At 49.7% G+C, this 17,840-nt stretch carries 19 protein-coding genes and 1 tRNA gene; 12 read left to right on the plus strand and 8 right to left on the minus strand.

The window, feature by feature from the left end; all coding sequences use genetic code 11:
* The first annotated feature begins 5 nt into the window (after positions 1-5).
* The 3 genes from ABDZ76_RS13115 (at position 6) to ABDZ76_RS13125 (ending at position 3,618) form a co-directional block, all read left to right on the plus strand.
* Entirely contained in the window at positions 6-524 is a 519-nt protein-coding gene (locus tag ABDZ76_RS13115) for a GNAT family N-acetyltransferase (protein WP_343806200.1), read from the plus strand.
* A 153-nt stretch (positions 525-677) separates the two neighbouring features.
* Positions 678-1,967 carry an adenylosuccinate synthase gene (locus ABDZ76_RS13120; protein WP_343806202.1) on the plus strand — a complete coding sequence of 430 codons (1,290 nt, stop codon included), beginning with the start codon at positions 678-680 and terminating at the stop codon, positions 1,965-1,967.
* Between the two features lie 172 nt (positions 1,968-2,139).
* Positions 2,140-3,618 carry a transcriptional regulator gene (locus ABDZ76_RS13125; RefSeq protein WP_343806205.1) on the plus strand — a complete coding sequence of 493 codons (1,479 nt, stop codon included), beginning with the start codon at positions 2,140-2,142 and terminating at the stop codon, positions 3,616-3,618.
* 84 nt (positions 3,619-3,702) lie between these two features.
* On the opposite strand, the gene rpoH is transcribed toward ABDZ76_RS13125, so the two are convergent.
* A complete protein-coding gene (rpoH, locus tag ABDZ76_RS13130; protein ID WP_343806208.1) occupies positions 3,703-4,617 on the minus strand; it encodes an RNA polymerase sigma factor RpoH in 915 nt (304 codons plus the stop codon).
* A gap of 322 nt (positions 4,618-4,939) precedes the next feature.
* The gene (locus tag ABDZ76_RS13135) at positions 4,940-5,977 is read right to left on the minus strand and encodes an RluA family pseudouridine synthase (RefSeq protein ID WP_343806210.1); all 1,038 of its coding nucleotides are present in this window, start codon (positions 5,975-5,977) and stop codon (positions 4,940-4,942) included.
* A gap of 24 nt (positions 5,978-6,001) precedes the next feature.
* Here ABDZ76_RS13135 and ABDZ76_RS13140 point away from each other — a divergent pair, with 24 nt between their 5' ends.
* The 3 genes from ABDZ76_RS13140 to ABDZ76_RS13150 all read left to right on the plus strand — a co-directional run bounded on the left by ABDZ76_RS13140 (position 6,002) and on the right by ABDZ76_RS13150 (position 7,350).
* A complete protein-coding gene (locus tag ABDZ76_RS13140; protein WP_343806212.1) occupies positions 6,002-6,472 on the plus strand; it encodes a hypothetical protein in 471 nt (156 codons plus the stop codon).
* A gap of 232 nt (positions 6,473-6,704) precedes the next feature.
* Positions 6,705-6,779: transfer RNA gene (locus ABDZ76_RS13145), tRNA-Glu, on the plus strand.
* A gap of 145 nt (positions 6,780-6,924) precedes the next feature.
* On the plus strand, positions 6,925-7,350 hold the full coding sequence (locus tag ABDZ76_RS13150) for a Fur family transcriptional regulator (protein ID WP_343806214.1): 426 nt from the start codon (positions 6,925-6,927) through the stop codon (positions 7,348-7,350).
* A 61-nt stretch (positions 7,351-7,411) separates the two neighbouring features.
* Here ABDZ76_RS13150 and ABDZ76_RS13155 read toward each other — a convergent pair whose 3' ends face one another.
* The 3 genes from ABDZ76_RS13155 to ABDZ76_RS13165 form a co-directional block, all read right to left on the minus strand.
* Positions 7,412-8,353: a sensor histidine kinase gene (locus ABDZ76_RS13155; RefSeq protein WP_374844640.1), complete on the minus strand. Its 942-nt coding sequence runs from the start codon at positions 8,351-8,353 to the stop codon at positions 7,412-7,414.
* A gap of 211 nt (positions 8,354-8,564) precedes the next feature.
* Entirely contained in the window at positions 8,565-8,729 is a 165-nt protein-coding gene (locus ABDZ76_RS13160; RefSeq protein WP_343806218.1) for a DUF1328 domain-containing protein, read from the minus strand.
* Positions 8,730-8,881: 152 nt separating this feature from the next.
* Positions 8,882-9,676 (minus strand): response regulator, encoded by a 795-nt coding sequence (locus ABDZ76_RS13165; protein WP_343806220.1) that lies wholly within the window; start codon positions 9,674-9,676, stop codon positions 8,882-8,884.
* A 198-nt stretch (positions 9,677-9,874) separates the two neighbouring features.
* On the opposite strand from ABDZ76_RS13165, the gene ABDZ76_RS13170 reads away from it, so the two are divergent.
* From ABDZ76_RS13170 to ABDZ76_RS13180, 3 genes are all read left to right on the plus strand, one after another.
* Positions 9,875-10,075, plus strand: coding sequence for a NepR family anti-sigma factor (locus ABDZ76_RS13170; RefSeq protein ID WP_343806223.1), 201 nt, complete (start codon positions 9,875-9,877; stop codon positions 10,073-10,075).
* 3 nt (positions 10,076-10,078) lie between these two features.
* Positions 10,079-10,630, plus strand: coding sequence for an RNA polymerase sigma factor (locus ABDZ76_RS13175; protein ID WP_343806225.1), 552 nt, complete (start codon positions 10,079-10,081; stop codon positions 10,628-10,630).
* Positions 10,631-10,760: 130 nt separating this feature from the next.
* Positions 10,761-12,143 (plus strand): sensor histidine kinase, encoded by a 1,383-nt coding sequence (locus ABDZ76_RS13180; RefSeq protein WP_343806227.1) that lies wholly within the window; start codon positions 10,761-10,763, stop codon positions 12,141-12,143.
* A 58-nt stretch (positions 12,144-12,201) separates the two neighbouring features.
* Here the strand turns inward: ABDZ76_RS13180 and ABDZ76_RS13185 are convergent, their stop codons facing one another.
* Both ABDZ76_RS13185 and ABDZ76_RS13190 read right to left on the minus strand, forming a co-directional pair.
* Positions 12,202-12,639, minus strand: a complete 438-nt coding sequence (locus ABDZ76_RS13185) for a phage holin family protein (RefSeq protein WP_343806229.1) — start codon at positions 12,637-12,639, stop codon at positions 12,202-12,204.
* A 2-nt stretch (positions 12,640-12,641) separates the two neighbouring features.
* Complete coding sequence (locus ABDZ76_RS13190; protein WP_343806231.1) at positions 12,642-12,980, minus strand: ElaB/YgaM/YqjD family protein; 339 nt, start codon at positions 12,978-12,980, stop codon at positions 12,642-12,644.
* 282 nt (positions 12,981-13,262) lie between these two features.
* Here ABDZ76_RS13190 and exbB point away from each other — a divergent pair, with 282 nt between their 5' ends.
* Genes exbB through ABDZ76_RS13205 form a run of 3 tightly spaced genes read left to right on the plus strand, consistent with a single transcriptional unit; the run spans position 13,263 to position 15,858 of the window.
* Entirely contained in the window at positions 13,263-14,432 is a 1,170-nt protein-coding gene (gene exbB / locus ABDZ76_RS13195) for a tonB-system energizer ExbB (RefSeq protein WP_343806233.1), read from the plus strand.
* Between the two features lie 5 nt (positions 14,433-14,437).
* Positions 14,438-14,932, plus strand: coding sequence for a TonB system transport protein ExbD (gene exbD, locus ABDZ76_RS13200; protein WP_343806236.1), 495 nt, complete (start codon positions 14,438-14,440; stop codon positions 14,930-14,932).
* Positions 14,932-15,858 (plus strand): energy transducer TonB family protein, encoded by a 927-nt coding sequence (locus ABDZ76_RS13205; RefSeq protein ID WP_343806239.1) that lies wholly within the window; start codon positions 14,932-14,934, stop codon positions 15,856-15,858. Before exbD ends, ABDZ76_RS13205 begins: the two co-directional genes overlap by 1 nt.
* Before the next feature lie 21 nt (positions 15,859-15,879).
* Here ABDZ76_RS13205 and ABDZ76_RS13210 read toward each other — a convergent pair whose 3' ends face one another.
* Positions 15,880-17,829, minus strand: coding sequence for a MacB family efflux pump subunit (locus ABDZ76_RS13210; RefSeq protein ID WP_343806241.1), 1,950 nt, complete (start codon positions 17,827-17,829; stop codon positions 15,880-15,882).
* Positions 17,830-17,840: the final 11 nt, after the last annotated feature.

Below are 17,840 nucleotides of genomic sequence, written 5' to 3' on the forward strand. Positions count from 1 at the left end.
AAGAAATGAGAGACGGGATGAACCAATTTGTATGGCGGAACATGCGGGACACAGATGTGTCCGCGGTGACGGAAGTCGGCAATATTGTTCATCCCGCTTTTCCTGAAGACCGTTCGGTTTTTCAAGACAGATTTGAGCTTTATCCGGCCGGTTGTTTCGTGCTGGAGAATGATAATAATATCGTCGGTTATGGCATCAGCCATCCGTGGGCACTCAATGAAGCGCCTGCATTGAATTCTTTGCTGCAAGTGCTGCCACAGGCAGCTTCCAGCTATTACCTGCATGATGTGGCGCTGACCGAGAAGGCGCGCTCTGGCGGTAACGCTTCTAAATTGTTGAAATTGATGGTGCAGCAGGCACAAGATGATGGCTTTGATGCCATGGCACTGGTAGCCGTTAACGGCTCGCGCCCATTCTGGGAACGTCAGGGTTTTTCAGTTCGTGATGTGGCAACGCTTGCCGAAAAACTGAAATCCTATTCGGATGATGCTCATTATATGGTGCGTCTTCTCAACAATATTTAGAATTTTTTCTTCATTTAGCGCAATCAAGAGTCGCGCTTTTCTTAATCTGTCTGTATAGAGACGAGGGATCAGCACCTTGTTGCTCAAAGCAAGAGTGTTTTGATCCTTGGCTTTCTTTTTTCACGGACAAATCCGGACCAAGGAGTTTCTTCAATGGCAAATGTGGTTGTCGTCGGGTCGCAATGGGGCGACGAAGGCAAAGGTAAAATCGTCGACTGGTTGTCGGAACGTGCTGATGTCATCGTGCGCTATCAGGGCGGTCATAATGCCGGCCATACGCTCGTCATTGATGGCACGAGCTATAAATTGTCGCTGCTGCCTTCAGGGCTTGTGCGCGGTAAGCTCAGTGTTATCGGTAATGGTGTTGTGGTTGATCCGCACCATTTTGTAATGGAAATTGAAAAACTGCGCGCACAGGGTGTTAACATCACTCCTGACGTATTGCGCGTTGCTGAAAATGCACCACTGATTTTGTCGCTGCACCGCGATCTGGATGCGATGCGCGAAGGCGCAACCGAAGGCCTGAAGATCGGCACCACCAAGCGCGGTATTGGCCCTGCTTATGAAGATAAAGTCGGTCGTCGTGCGATTCGCGTGATCGATCTGGCCGAGCCTGAAACATTGCAGCCGAAGGTCGAGCGCCTGCTGACGCACCATAATTTGCTGCGTCGCGGTATGGGACTGGAAGAAATTGCAGTTGAAACCATTCTGGAAGAGCTGACCTCGGTTGCAGAGCAGATTCTGCCTTATATCGATCAGGTCTGGCGCTTGCTGGATGAACGCCGCAAGGCTGGCGACCGTATTCTGTTTGAAGGTGCGCAGGGCGCACTTCTGGATAATGACCACGGCACCTATCCGTTTGTAACCTCATCCAACACCGTTGCCGGTCAGGCTGCGGCTGGTTCGGGTCTTGGCCCTACAGCAATCGGTTATGTTCTGGGCATCACCAAAGCTTACACAACCCGCGTTGGTGAAGGTCCTTTCCCGACAGAACTCGACGATGAAATCGGTCAGTTTTTGGGTGAAAAAGGCCATGAATTTGGCGTTGTCACCGGTCGTAAGCGTCGTTGCGGCTGGTTTGATGCGGTGATTGTACGTCAGACAGTGCGCACTTCCGGCATCACCGGTATTGCTCTGACCAAGCTCGACGTGCTCGATGGTCTTGAAGAAATCAAGATTTGCGTCGCTTATGAGCTGGATGGCAAGCGCATTGATTATCTGCCGTCTTCGATGGGCGCGCAGGCGCGTGTGAAGCCGATTTATGAAACATTGCCGGGCTGGTCAGAAACCACTGCCGGTGCGCGCAGCTGGAATGAACTGCCTGCACAGGCTGTTAAATATGTTCGTCATATTGAAGAACTGATCGGTGCACCGGTTGCAATGCTTTCAACAAGTCCTGAACGTGAAGATACTATTCTGGTAACTGATCCGTTCCACGACTAAGAAGTATTATAAGCTCTATTATAGCCCCGTTTCTGAACAGAAACGGGGCTTTTTTTATAAAAAAACCGGCTATCCGTCGTTTAAGTATGGTCGGCTCTTTGCTTTTGTTTAATAATTATGATTATTGGATGGTTTATCCCATATCTTTTTCAGAGAGTTCGGGCTTGATAGCATGGCAGATTTTGTAGCGGTACTAAAGAAGACCATTGACGCGCAGGCGGATCCCACACCTGAATTGCGTCAGCGCGTCTATGCAAAAGCACGCGCGACGATCGAGCAGAAACTGGTAACAGCCAATGCGCCTGAATCGGTTTCGATGCGTCAGCGTCAGATGTTGGAAGATTCGATCAAAGAGGTCGAAGCTTCTTATGCGCCGGCACCTGTTCTCGAACCAGAACCGGAAATTGAGCTTGATCTTACACCGGAAGTCACAAAACCAGCTGATCCGCTTGAAGATTTTCTGACGGAAAATCGCGCGGGCTCTGATGAAAGTGCCGGTAATGCTGAAAGTGATGCAGGTGCTTTAACATCTGCCCCTGATTTCACCGCAACTGGCCATTCAAAAGATGCCGCATCCGCGCCAAGCAGCGATATGCTGTCCGGTGTTGATCGGGCAGGGGATCGTCTGGGCTCTGCCAAGCCAGACACCAAAACACGCTCACCACGTAAGCCTGCCTTTAATGATGCGCTGGAAGACAAGCGCTCTTATAAAGGTCTGGTCATTGGTTTGATTGCAGCATTGGCACTTGGCGGTGGCGGTTACGCCGCCTATGTCAATAAAGACAAATTAAGCGAACTGGCTTCAAGCCTTGGCCGCAGTGAATCAGATGCGCCTGTTGCAGGTGGCACGGATGAACCGGCATCAAATAATACAGCCGGAACAACTGATATTGGCGGCGGCACTGAGAGCGGCACAACTGCACCGGATGCGCCGGAGCCAAAACTCACCCAGCGACTGTTGCCGGACGGCACAGAAGTGGATGAAGGCCCGGCAGGCGGCACAACCTCTGATCTGGCGGAAGGTAAATCCACCACCGCGCTTAGCCAAAACTCAGGCTCTGGTCAGGCACCTGTAAGCTCTTCCGGCAATACCGAACAAAGTGGTTCCGGTGTTGCTGTCGGCCAGAAGGCATTCTTCTATGAAGAACGCTCAGGCGCAGATTCGGGCTCGGCGCAGGCTGGTAGTGTTGTCTGGTCTGTTGTGCAGGATTCACCGGGCGATGGTGAGCCTGAAGAGCCGGCCATTCGCGCAGAAGTCACCATTCCTGATACACAAATGCGCATGCAGATGACTATTCGCCGTAATGCGGATAAGTCATTGCCAGCCAGCCATCTGATTGAAATGATGTTCTTTGTACCGGATGATTTCTCCGGCGGTGTCGTTGACAATGTTCAGCGTGTAACCTTCAAAGATACAGAGCAGGCAGCCGGTAATCCGCTGATTGCGATTTCATCGAAGATCGCTGACAACTTCTTTATTGTTGCACTCAATGATGCACGTACAGCCGTTGATACCAACTTGTCCTTGATGCGTCGTTTGCAGTGGGTGGATATTCCGATCACCTATCGCAATGGTCGCCGTGCGCTGCTCAGTCTTGAAAAGGGCGTGCCGGGTGAGAAGGTCTTTAATGACGTGCTGAAAAGCCAGTAAGATTTTTCCAAGTTGAGCTAAGATAAAATAAAAGGCCGCGAAAGCGGCCTTTTTGATGTCTAGTGATTGAGGATCAATCAGTGTTTAAGCATTGGCCTGATTGCTGATAGCCAGCTGTGCCTGAGTTTGGCTTAGTGCTGCTGCCTGTACGGCTTCCTGCACTTTTTCAAAGGCACGCACTTCAATCTGGCGGACACGTTCGCGGCTGATATTAAACTCAGCAGAGAGCGCTTCGAGTGTTACCGGTTCGTCCAGCAGACGACGCGCATAGAAAATACGCTGTTCACGCTCGTTCAGATTGCTCATTGCCTGTTCCAGCATTGCACGGCGGCTTTCCAGCTCATCCTGCTCAATCAGCATGGTTTCCTGACTGTCGCTGTCGTCAACAAGCCAGTCCTGCCATTCACCTGATTCGCCCTCGGAAGCGCGGATTGGTGCGTTGAGCGAAGCATCACCCGACAAACGGCGGTTCATCGAGACGACTTCTTCCTCGCTGACATTTAGCTTGGTCGCAATCTGGGCAACCTGATCAGGGTTCAGATCGCCGTCATCAAGCGCCTGAATTTTGCTTTTCATTTTACGCAGGTTAAAGAACAAGCGTTTCTGATTGGCGGTGGTGCCCATTTTAACAAGGCTCCACGACCGCAAAACATATTCCTGAATCGATGCCTTGATCCACCACATTGCATAGGTGGCAAGACGGAAGCCGCGTTCCGGCTCAAACTTTTTAACAGCCTGCATCAGGCCGACATTGCCCTCGGAAATTACTTCACCGATCGGCAAGCCGTAGCCGCGATAACCCATGGCAATTTTAGCCACCAATCGCAGATGGCTTGTTACCAGCTTATGGGCGGCTTTCGGGTCGGCATGTTCATGATAACGCTTGGCCAGCATATATTCTTCTTGTGGCTCAAGCATTGGAAAACGACGAATTTCTTCAAGATAACGGGTAAGACCACCGTCACCGGAAGTGATACTTGGAAGATTGACCTGGGCCATGAAGCACCCTCCTTCTTCTTGGTTGCAGGCTCCCATTTGGCAAGCCCGCTTTACCGGTGCATAGCGCCTACCGGTTTTGAATTTCAGTATAAACTTAAATCAGGCAAAAAAACGATCAAAAGCGATGCACAGTCTGTCACACTTTTGTTAACGCTGTAGCCTGACAAAAGTTCCATTGGTTTTTGATTTTTATGAATAGACGCGAAAGTCGCTCACGCACCACTGTGCTTAATGACAGGGGGAAGCGCCTTGTTTGGCTAGGTTATTCTTATAGATAGGTATAAAAAAACTGCCTTCAAGAGATGAAGGCAGTTTTTGATGTTTAACCGTGCTGGTCTTTGCGGAACTGATCAATCAGATTTTGAAAGTCATCCGGTAACGGGGCTTCAAAACGCATCACTCGCTCATCTGCCGGATGGGCAAAGGCGAGAAGGCGGGCGTGCAGCGCTTGACGCGGAAACTTCTGCACAGCTTCACGCAAGCCATCGGCCAGTTTGTTGGCTTTGGTTTTAAATGCGCCGCCGTAATCATTGTCACCGACAATTGGTGTGCCGGCATAGGTCATATGCACACGAATCTGATGCGTTCTGCCGGTTTCCAGCTGGCACTCCACCACAGAAGCCAGCGCTGTTGCATCCTCTTTGGCTGCAAAGCGCTCAAGCACTGTATAATGTGTGACAGCGTAGCGGGCATCTTCGCGGTCTTCCTTCACCACGGCCTGTTTGGTGCGGTCGCGGCTGGAGCGGCCAAGATAGGTTTCAATTGTGCCTTGCGGGCGTTCCGGCAGACCCCAGACAAGCGCCACATAGGCGCGTTCCAGATCACCGGTCAGGCCGTGATCGGCAAATTGCGCTGACAGATGCTGATGCGCTTCATCGTTTTTAGCAATCACCAACACGCCGCTGGTGTCTTTATCCAAGCGGTGGACAATGCCCGGACGCAGCTCACCACCGATTTGTGACAGATTATTGCCGCAATGATAGATCAAGGCATTGACCAGGGTGCCGGTCATGTTTCCACTGCCCGGGTGGACAACGAGGCCGGCAGGTTTGTTGATGACGAGCACATCGTCATCTTCATAGAGAATATCGAGAGGGATATTTTCAGCTTGGGGTTTGGTTGACTGCACTTCGTCGAGCTCAATCGTTACGCTCATATTTTCGCGTAACTTATGTTTGGCTTCACGGATAGTCGCGCCATTGACGGTCACACGGCCGTCGGCAATCAGTGCCTGAATGCGGTTGCGCGACAGGTCAGGGGCAAGCTCTGCGCTCAGCCACTGATCTAAACGTTTGCCAACGGCGTCTGCTCCGGCAATTATCTCTTTCAATCGTCTCGTCCCTTCGTTATCACGCGGCATGGGTGCATGAACCGGAGTTATTGAATGCAGGATCCAAATTATCCTCGATATCAGAATCAACACGATCCACGATATGAGGAACAGCAAGCTTATTATCCCGATCCCAATCAGGAGCCACCACTTGATCCGGCCATGGAGCGTGTAAGACGCAAGATGATCCGGTTACTGGCTGTATCAATCGGGGTTATGCTTATTGGTCTTATGGCTGTGCTTGCAGCCGTTGTCTACAAAATCAATAAAGCGCCAGACGCGCCTGAGCAAGAGGATCTGCGCTCCGATATTCCGGGGCAGACAGCTGTGGTGCCAGAAGAACCATTCAAGATGGTCGAATCACAAATCACCCTGCCTGAAGGCACACGTCTGCTTTCACAGAGCTTGTCCGGCAATCTGATTTCGCTGGAAACGCTGCTTCCGGACGGCGGAACAGAGATTATTGTCTATGATTTCAAAGAATCACGCATCGCTGCGCGGATGATTTTGGGTAATGTTGAATAATCAACGGACGGTTTTCACAGGTTGAAGGGCTGAAAATACATTTTTTCCGGCTCTTGCCTGTGTAAAAACTCAAAGAAATCAAAATAATCGGAAGAAAATGCATTTTTTTCCGATTATTTTTTTCAAAGCAGTTGCGCTTTGAAAATAAGCCGATTATATCGGCGTCACAGTCAAGTGATTGCCTCTCAAACGAAGCGCCTCACTTTACTCACAAGCATCGTAAGATGCGCGTGCGCCCATCGTCTAGCGGTTAGGACGCCGCCCTTTCACGGCGGAAACAGGGGTTCGATTCCCCTTGGGCGTACCATTTTTTCTTCCTTAAAATTATATCATGAGTTTTCGTCACAAGATTTTGTGCGGCTTTTCGCATTTTAAAGATTGTATAAAATAATCCGCTTGATATTCCCTTCGCCATATTTGCAACAAGCGGCGTGTCGGTGCATAATCCGGCTATGAACACAATGACCACATCAAACGATTACGAACAGCAGCTTCGGCAGGCGGGCGTTAGAATCACGCGTCAACGACGCATTATTCTGAATATCCTTTCTGATTCGGAAGATCATCCGGATGCGCTGGAAATTTTCAGACGCGCTGTGGAGATTGATAACAGCATTTCTTTATCTACTGTCTATCGCACCATGAAGCTGCTGGAAGAGCAGGGGGCTATCCATCGCCATGCCTTTAACGGCGGGCCGTCACGCTTTGAACATGCGGGCTCTGACCACCATGATCATATTATCGATATGGAATCAGGCGATGTGGTTGAGTTCCATTCGGAGAAGATCGAACGCTTGCAGGAAGAAATTGCCCGCGAGCTCGGCTATGAAATTGTGCATCACCGGCTTGAGCTTTACTGCCGCAAGATCAAGAAATAGCATTTCTCATTGATTTTAAATCGCCGCGTCTGCTTGAACATCAAGCGGACGGGTTTTTATTTCAAAGATCATAATGTTCTTTGGCGATGGTCAAGCGGTAGGTGACACCGTTTTCGTCTTTTAAATATTCGGCCTCGCCATCCACAACGGATGGAATGATGCGTTGCAAAACCGCCGAGCCAAAACGCGGCGGCGAGCTTTCATCAATTGGAATATTGTAAAAATCGGTCTCGTGCCATTCAAAGACCAGCTGATCTTCGCCATCGTTTGTTTCGCTGGCTCTTATGTTGATGACGACATGGTTTTTTGATTGCGGGTTGAGGCCGCCAAAAGAAGTGGCATTAACGATCAGCTCGTGGAGCGCTAGCCCCAGATGAAGTGCCGCACCGGGAAAAAGATAAGGATTTTCGCCGGTTACTTTCAGGCGTGTATCGTTGATATCGGTATATTTTTCCAGTTGCGAGCGTACGAGATCGCGAAACAGAGCGCCATGCCAATTGGAATCAGTGACCAGATCCTGCGATTGTGACAGCGATTGGATACGGCCGCGAAATTTGCCCAAAAAACCGTCAATCGTATCGGTAAAACGGGCAGTTTGTGCGGCTACACTTTGAATGATTGAGAGCAGATTTTTAGAGCGGTGACTGACCTCCCGCAACAAAGCTTTGAGGATTTGCTCGCGTCGTTTCAACTCGCTGATATCAACCATCGTTGTGAGAATACCGGCCAGCGCACCGTCGTCGTGATAGTCGCAATCACTGTAAAATTCATACCATCGGGAAGAATTGCCAGTCAGAATATTGATTTCAACCATTTGTGGTATTCCGCTCCTGATGGCTTCCTCGCGGCTGGCGTTGAGTTTCGCAGCAGAGGTCTCGTTCATCAGCGCATCATCTGTGCAGCCTTTGAACCATTTATCCTGCCACATGGGTGGCAGATTTTCCGACCATGTATATTCAAGATTGGCAGATTGATAGAGAATACAGACCCTCGCATTGCGCATGGAGCGTGTCAGCGAGCGCAAGCGCGAGAATTCTGATACTTTTATCTGTATAAGCTGATTGCTTTCACTTGTGCCCCCCTCTTTCATAAGTGCAGCCATTTCATTTGTGTTTGCTGTTGAGCTGAAATTGTTTGCTCTCATTGCACTGCCTTGATGAAAGAGAACTATCTGCTCCGGTAAGAGGGCAAATATGCTAGTTTTTGAACTGTTGTTAGACCTTACGGATGATGCCGGCAATTAACGACAACACCAGAAGAGCAAGGAAAACAAAGAATAAAATTTGCGCAATACCAGCAGAAGCACCGGCAATGCCGCCAAAACCAAGCGCACCGGCCACAAGTGCTACCACGAGAAAAATCAGCGTGTAGTATAACATAGTGACGTCCTTTCTTGTCTTATTCTCCATCAATGTGACTGGATGTAAAACGCAGCAAAAAGACATTGGTTCCGTAGTGGTTAAATAAAATCACTGACTATAAAGGGTAAAGTCCAACCATATGCCGGCTTTTGCCGGCATATGGTGTGATTTTAAGCGTCGGCAAGATTTTGTGCGTTAAAGAATAATGCCTGACTGATAAGAGCGCGCACCATATCAGGATTGAATGGTTTGCTGACAAGGAAAGTCGGTTCCGGACGGTCGCCGGTCAGTAGGCGTTCTGGAAAAGCGGTAATGAAGATCACCGGAATGATATCGTTTTTGAAAATATCATTAACCGCATCAATGCCTGAACTGCCATCTGCCAATTGAATATCAGCTAGCACCATGGCCGGTTTTTCACGCTCATAAAGATCAACCGCTTCTGCGCGTGTTCTGGCAATGCCCACCACTTCATGGCCAAGGCTTTGCACGAGTTGTTCCAGATCCATGGCGATGAAAGGTTCATCTTCAATAATCATCAGGCGTGTTGCCACTTGGCGGGAAATCTCTTCGGAGGCTTGTTTTAGCAAACTACCCAGTTCCGGCTCGTCAATATTGAGGATTTCAGCGGCTTCTTTTTCGCTGAAGCCTTCAACACTTACCAGCAAAAAAGCCATGCGCGGACGTGGCGCAACAGATTTCAGATTGGCGGCAGCCCGCTGTTCCCAGGGCTGATCGGATGATGGTTCGTTGATTTGAATGTCGGTCTGCTCAAAAAGCTGGCTGAATAAACGGTAAAGACCAATACGGTCTGTCGATGTCTCCGGAAAGAGTGAAACATCGGCAATGAGAACTTCCAGAGCGGAAGCCACATACGCATCCCCTGCCGTTTGCGAGCCGGTGAGGGCGCGCGAAAAACGACGCAAATATGGAAGATGAGGTGCTATTCGTGTAGAAAGTGACATTATCAGACTCCTCAAAAGCCATTTAGATTTGTATTATTGGCATCATTGCGTCCGGTGTGCATTAAAAATATGTTTCGAAGGGAACGATAAAGTTATTAATGCATTTAGGTTTTATGTTGCGGCTTTTTTAATTTTTGCCCAACTCTAAGGTAACACGGAATTGTAGAGCTAATGTCCATAATTAAAAAAAGTCAGGTCATGGATAGTACAGCAAATGGAACGCGGATAAGCGCGGCAGAAGAATTAGGCCCCAATTGTGAAGTTGGCACCAAATTGCGTGCGCTCTATGCCTCTATTCAGGATGAGGCCATTCCGGACAGATTTCTGGACTTGTTGGAAAAACTCGATGCTGCCGAACATAAGCAGCAGAGTGAAAATCACAATATCGGAGGCAGTTAATCCATGAGTGATAGCGCATCGGTTTTCAAAAGAGACCTACTGGCAGCGCTACCCAATTTGCGTGCCTTTGCAATTTCATTGATAGGGCAGGCTGATAAAGCAGATGATTTGGTGCAGGATACGGTGTTAAAAGCCTGGGCAAAGCAGGATAGTTTTGAAACCGGCACCAATATTAAAGCCTGGCTTTTTACCATTCTTCGCAATGAGTTTTATAGCCAGATGCGCAAGCGCGGTCGTGAGGTGCAAGACACCGACGGCGTATTCAGCGACAAACTTGCAGTTCATGCCGAGCAATATGGCTCGATGGATATGAAAGATTTCCGTAAAGCCCTTAATCTCTTGCCGGATGATCAGCGTGAAGCGATCATTCTGATCGGCGCTTCCGGTTTTTCTTATGAAGAAGCAGCAGCTATTTGTGAGTGTGCAGTGGGTACTGTGAAAAGTCGTGTTTCGCGTGCCAGAATGCGTTTGCAAGAATTACTTGATGTGGAAGGTCAGGCTGATTACGGTCCTGATGCAGTATCGGCGCAAGTCACTATGAAGAGTTTTGCATAAACAGATTAAATATCTGAAGTTATGAGTTTATCTGCAAGTCCATATAGAATTTAAAATTTTACTGCTTGATAAAGTTTTGTAAGTGGGTTCTTGTGCATGAAGAGTGAAATTTTATTATTCGGCGTGGATTGTGACCTCAGTATTATCGGCGGATATACATCAACAGATTAAAAGAAAATGGCGGGTTGCTGCGGTTGGCATTTCGCTTGCACTGGTGTTGATCTCTGCCACCAGCACTGTTTATCTGACGATTGGGGTCACCCGCCAGATTGATGATATCAAACATAGTTATGAGCTGTCGCAGCAGGTGGATATGCTCAGCCATTTGGCTTTCAATATGGAGGCCAGCCGAAAAGGCTATTTGCTGACGCTCGAAGAGCCATATCTCGACTCATATCGTTCCTCACTCCATTCACTGGATGAAACATTGAATGTTATTTCATCCATCATCAAAACGGATGAACAAAAACAAGCACGCGTGGCGGAAATCCGTGATTTTGTCCAGCGCGTTGATGAAGATGTGCGTTATACGATTGATCTGGCAAAGGATAATCGGCTGGATGCAGCGCTGGACAGGGTGCGCCACGATGAAGTTGCTATTTTTCTTGGGCAGCTCGATAAAGTGGTTTCACGTTTTCTCAGCGATGAAAGTGTGCAGCTCGCCGAGCGTAACAAGCGTATTGATGATACGCGCAAGCTGTTAACGGTGACATCTATGCTGGCACTGTTGTCAGCGGCGCTGCTGGTGGTGCTCTTATTCAGTCGTTTACAGCGTTCGGTGCGCCGCCTCAATGAAGGACATATTGTGCTGCGCTCGGAAAATGAAGAGCTGGAGCAGAAGGTGATGCAGCGCACGGCTGAATTGCAGCAGGAGCGGGAAATCGCCGAGCGGGAACGCCACCGTGTCGAGGTGCTTTTGCAAGATAGCAGCCATCGCATTGGTAATTCATTGGCGCAAGTTTCATCTTTGTTAAGCTTGCAATTGCGAGAGGTTGGCAATGAAGATGCACGCAATGCGTTGAATTCGGCACGCGCACGTATTCATACAATTTCGATTGCGCATCGTCGCTTACGACTGGGCAAGGATCTGGAAACGGCGCGTGTTGATGAGTTTCTCAATGCCGTGGTGCAGGATATTCGCGAAGCCAGCAATGTCGATGATAAGGTTGATTTTAAAACTGATTTTTCATCGCAGAGTTTTCATGCCCGAGATGTGACCACAATCGGTATTATTTTGGGTGAACTTGTTACCAATGCGCTGAAGCATGCTTTTATTAATCGTGCCAAAGGCGAGGTGCATATTAGTTTTCAGCCGGCTGAAGATGGAAAATTTTGTCTGACGGTCAAAGATGATGGTACGGGCTGGGACGGTCAGAAGAAGTGTTCAGGGCTTGGTGCGCTGGTGGTTGAGCAATTAAGCCAGCAATATGGTGGTAAGCCGCATTATTCGGATGCTATGAAGAACGGTACACAGGTGGAAATCAAATTCACCTCATTGGAACCGGCTGAATAAGGTTTATCATCAACACCATGCCGGAAATTATCCGCCATGGCGTTTTTTGATGCAATGATTATGCTTTGTCATCCGGTTTTTTATCACTCAACAGTGATATGAGCGCCATGCCAGCTAAAGGCAGAGCTGCGGCTAAAATCGGACGCTTTAGCAAGGCCGGAATTGTTGCCAAGGCAGCGGTTGCTACAAAAGCAGATTTATCTGCTTCAAGGCGTTCACGGCGCTTACGCTCCTGTGCTGAATTGATGCTCTTGGTGATCAGCCAGGCAATGAGTGCCACGACAAAAGCACTGCCCGCCATAATGAGCGCTGCGGCCAGTTGGCTGACAAGCGTTGACAGATACAAGAAACCTGCAAGCAGCAGAAACACAAAGCCGACAACCACAAAAATGCCGATGACAGCGCCGGTAATGGCGCCACGCTTGGCCTGTTGCGTGGCTTCATGAAACTCTTGTTTCAAAATGGATGAGAGAAGAGGCGATAATAAACGCAGCATGATCAGCGACGCAAAATTGCCAGCAGATAGCCCACGCCGACAGCTGTCGCCAATGAAGCAATCGGACGTTCGCGGACGGTTTCCAGCAGCTGATCTTCAATATTTTGTGCGCAAGACTTCAAATCACTCATGGTTGTTTCACCATGCTGGACAGCATCATCGTAAGCTTGTGAAACATCGCGCTTAGCATCACGGATTTTTTGTTGCCCCAGTTGGGACATCGTTGCTGCAATATTGGCAATATCTTGCTTGAGCTGCGCAATCTGTTCTTGCAGGTCAGCGGTGCTGACATCTGTCAATTCTTCGATTTTCTGGGTGACCTTATCTGCTGCACGTGCCATATTTCTGGCCTCCATAAGATGATGAACTAATTATTGTTACCATGCGGCGATAGAATGCCAACATATACTATATGAGAAATAAGAGGTTTTATTGCTCTTGTAGTTAATGCACGAAGTGGTGAAAAAGTTCCGCTCTTACAGCTTTAATTCGGGTGAAATCTCAAAACATGACTTGCGTAATCATGTTATGAAGGGCTATTAAGGGTCATTCTCTGTCTGAGTGGTTATGTTTATAGGCGGCTTGCAAGGCAGAAGGCAGTTGTTAGTGATCAGCAAAGATGAATGAGGGTTCCTGTGTCTGTAACCATGAAGAACGCAATACAGCAGTTTGGTTTTGTATTGTTAGCTGCCGGTATTGCAACTGTTCCGTTGATGGGCGGGCAGGCAATTGCGCAGGAAACACCCGCAGTTCAATCCGGTAATTCTGAAACAGTAGCACCCAATTCTGCTACACAGGGTTCTGTAACGCAAGGCTCCGGCACACAGACGCCTGCATCTGCGGCTCCAAGTGCTCCGGCGCAAACTGCTCCAACGCAGGCACCGGTTGAAACACCGAGCCAGCCTGTAGCGCAGCCTGCGCAACCAACAGAAACACAATCAGCGCCTGCACAGCCAAGCGCAAGCGAACCGGCATCGCAACAGCCAGCGCCTGCTGCAACCACACCTGCACAGGAACCGGTTGCCCAGCCTGTATCAGCAGGTGCAGATGCTGAACAAGAGCGTGATCACACTCTCCCGCATGACCTTTCACCTGTTGGCATGTTTATGGCTGCCGATGTGATTGTTAAGGCTGTGATGATTGGGTTGGCGCTTGCCTCACTGCTGACCTGGACAATCTGGATTGCCAAGTCGCTGGAACTTTTCGTGGCTCGAGGTAAGTTGAAAAAAGCTATGAAAACCATTGGTCATTCAGGCTCGCTGGCTGATGCTGCGCGTGCTATGGCGAATGAAAAAAGCCCTGCTGCCATTTTAGTACATGCGGCGCAGGATGAGGTTGAAGCAAGCAGCCCTGCTATTGTTTTGGCCGGTGCCGAAGGTTTGAAAGAGCGCGTTGCTTCAAGATTGTCCCGTATTGAAGCGGCTGCCGGTCGCAGACTGTCCAAAGGCACAGGTGCATTGGCAACCATTGGTTCGGTTGCGCCATTTGTCGGTCTGTTTGGTACTGTCTGGGGGATTATGAATTCCTTCATCAGTATCTCGGAATCACAGACAACCAACCTTGCCGTTGTGGCACCTGGTATCGCGGAAGCCTTGCTTGCGACAGCTATCGGCCTTGTTGCGGCTATTCCTGCTGTGGTGATCTATAACGTCTTTGCCCGCTCGATTACCAATTACCGTCAGGTTCTGGCTGATGCCGGCGCTGGTGTTGAACGTCTGGTCAGCCGTGACATTGACTTTGCTTTGGCAAAACGTCGTGCACAGATGCCCAAGCCAGCAGCAGCTGCGGAGTAAGTCTGATGTCTGGTAGAAGACGCGATGCAGACGACGATCTGTCTCTGAACCACGAGATCAACGTTACGCCTTTCATCGACGTGATGCTGGTGCTGCTGATTATTTTCATGGTTGCCGCACCCTTGGCAACCGTGGATGTGAATGTGGATCTGCCTGCTTCCAACGCAGCCGTGCAGCCTCGTCCAGATCTTCCGGTTTATGTGACCTTAAAAGACGATCTGTCACTGAATGTTGGCAATGAACCGGTGGTTCGCGAAAGCCTTGGTATTTTTCTGGACAGATTGTCTGAAAATAACAAAGAAACCCGCATTTTCCTGCGTGCTGATAAGGCCGTTGGCTATGGCGAGTTGATGCGCGTGATGAATTTGCTGCGTGAAAACGGCTATTTGAAAATTGCGCTGGTCGGGCTTGAAGTTGTCAGTTCACCTGACACAGCTGGCCCAAGTGAAACCACAGGTGAAACACCTGCTCCTGCTCTTAACGGATCGGGGAATAACTAATGCCGAAATTACCGCCTGAACATCCTCCGATCAGACCCGTTTCCATGGACGATACCCGTTCAGGCTGGTGGGATACTGCGCGCTGGGTTGGTGCTGGTGCTATTGTTTTATGTGCGCATGCGGCGGGAGCCTATGCGGTGCATTCAATGCAGCCGGAGGACGTGATGGATGGTACGCCGCCAGCGGCGATCATGATTGAATTTGCGCCGGAACCGGAAGCACCTGTAGCGGAAGAAGAAGCGGAAGCTATTCAGCCGGAAAGTGCGCAGGAAGTGGCTGAGGCAGAGCCGGAACAAGAACCGGAGCCCGAGCCGGAAGTGGCGCCAGAACCGGAACCCGAGCCGGAGCCGGAACCTGAGCCTGAACCAGAACCGGAAGAAGTGATACCGGATGTGGTGGAAGCACCGACACCGGAAGTGGCCGTGCCTCTGCCGGTTAAAAAGCCGGTTGAGCGTCCTAAACCTGTTGAGAAAAAGCAGGAAAAACCGGTTGAAAAGCGCGTTGAAAAACCAAAGCCTAAAAAGGCTGAAAAAGCGCCTGAAACCAGAAAATCTGCAACACCGGCAGTTGCTGCTAATGACGGCAAGAAAATCGCCGCTAACCGTAATGGCCAGTCGGCTGGCAATCCGGGCATCAGCTCAGATAAATGGGTTTCCAAATTGCAGGCGCATTTGGAGCGTCAGCGTCGTTTCTTGTCACGCGGTATGGGCTCAGGTGCCAAAGGCATCGTCAATATCAGCTTTGTGATTGATCCGTCGGGACAGGTGCTGTCGGCTCGTGTTTCAGGTTCATCGGGTGATGCTAAACTTGACCAGTTGGCATTGCAGACTGTGCAGCGTGCCTCACCCGTACCGGCACCGCCTGCAGCCATGGCTAAATCGCGTATGCCGATTACCGTGCCGATCCGTTTTACCGGCCGCAGCTAATGAAAACAAAGCCCTGTGGCACTATTCACTGGATAGTGCCACAGCTGGCAGCAATCTCGACGCTTTACGCGCAGGCAGATAGCCAAAGATCAGACCCGTTGCGAAGGCCGAGCCAAAGGCCAAAATAACCGGCGCAAGACTATATTGAATGGTCAGCCCCATCGCTTCTGCGGCGGCAGCAACGCCTAAGCCAAAGACCACCCCCAACAAACCACCAATGCTTGAAACCACCAGCGCTTCCGTGATGAATTGCATCAGGATGTCACTGCGTCTGGCACCTGTTGCCATACGTACGCCGATTTCACGGGTGCGCTCAGTCACGCTCACCAGCATGATATTCATCACACCAATGCCGCCGACCAGCAAGGATATAGCGGCAATCGAACCTAAGAAGATTGTTAGCGTGTTGGATGTTTCGGTGACAGCATCACGGATAGAAGACATATTGGTAATCATTGTGTCTTCGCGTTTGTGACGTTCATTCAAGAGCGCTTGAATTTGATCTTGCGTTGCATCAATCAGCGCGTCATTTTCAACCTGCACAGTGATATTGCGCACATGGCGCTGGCCGAATAGCCGTAAATTGCCGGTTGTCAGTGGCACTATCGCGATGTCATCCTGGTCATTGCCGCCAAAACCTGCACCTTTTTCTGCCAGAACACCAATGACCTGAAACGGAATTTTTTGCACCAGCACATATTTGCCAAGCGGGCTTTCACCATTGGTAAAAAGTGTGTCGGCTACGGTTGAACCAAGTACGATCACCGGAGCATAAGTATCCAGATCATGATTGTTGATGAAATCACCCTGTTCCATTTTCCATGATTTGGATGTGGTGAAGGCGGGAACCGTGCCGGTAACGGCAGACTGATAATCCACATTGCCATAGCGCAGCGTCACACTGGCACTTGTTTCCGGCACCGCTGATTTTACATTGGGCAACTGCTCAATGGCGGTCGCATCTTCAGGAATAAGGGTTGCGATCCCGCCGCTGCCACGAAAATTAGCCATGCCCGGCCGGATTAGCAATAAATCTGATCCCATCGCATTGATTTGCTCAAGGATGGATTTTTGTGCGCCACCGCCGATTGCCAGCATGGCAACGACTGAACTGACGCCAATAAAAATACCAAGCAATGTCAGAATGGTGCGAAACAAATTGGCGCGAAGCGCACGCAAAGCCATTTTGACCGATTCGGTGAAGTCATTGAGACGGATCATGCTTTTTGTGTCATGCTGCCCGAAAGATTGGGGCAGGGTAGTGGCAGTATTTACGTCAGCAATTTCGATTTTGTTGGTGTCGGAAAGAATATGGCCGTCTTTAATTTCAATCAGACGATCAGCCTGCTCTGCCACTTCCCGCGAGTGGGTGATTACAATGATAGTGTGGCCTTGCGCATGCATGGCGCGCAAAAGTACCATCACATCATCACCGCTTTTACTGTCCAAAGCTCCTGTCGGCTCATCGGCTAAAATTATCCGGCCACCATTCATCAAAGCGCGTGCAATAGAAACACGTTGCTGTTGGCCACCGGATAATTGATTCGGGCGGTGATCAAGCCTGTCGGCGAGGTTTAAGGTGGTCAGCAGCTCTTCTGCCCGTGCCTGACGTTCATGCAGCGACATACCGGCATAGATCGCCGGAACTTCGACATTTTCCTGAGCGCTGGCCGTTGGGATCAGATTGTAATTCTGAAAAATAAAGCCAAATGTGCGTCGTCTTAATCCGGCCAGTTCATCGGCATCCAAATCAGCAACATCTTCACCGTCGAGCAGATATTGGCCGCTGCTTGGATTGTCCAGACAGCCCAAAATATTCATCAAGGTGGACTTGCCGGAACCGGAAGCGCCGATAATGGCAACAAATTCACCGGATTGAATTTCCAGTGAAATGCCATGCAGTACTTCCACAGACAGATCGCCATTGTGGAAGGATTTACGAATATCGTTGAGTTTGATCAAAGCAGACATCGGGCGGCTCC

This window comes from Paenochrobactrum glaciei (assembly GCF_039522165.1).
GTDB lineage: Bacteria > Pseudomonadota > Alphaproteobacteria > Rhizobiales > Rhizobiaceae > Paenochrobactrum > Paenochrobactrum glaciei.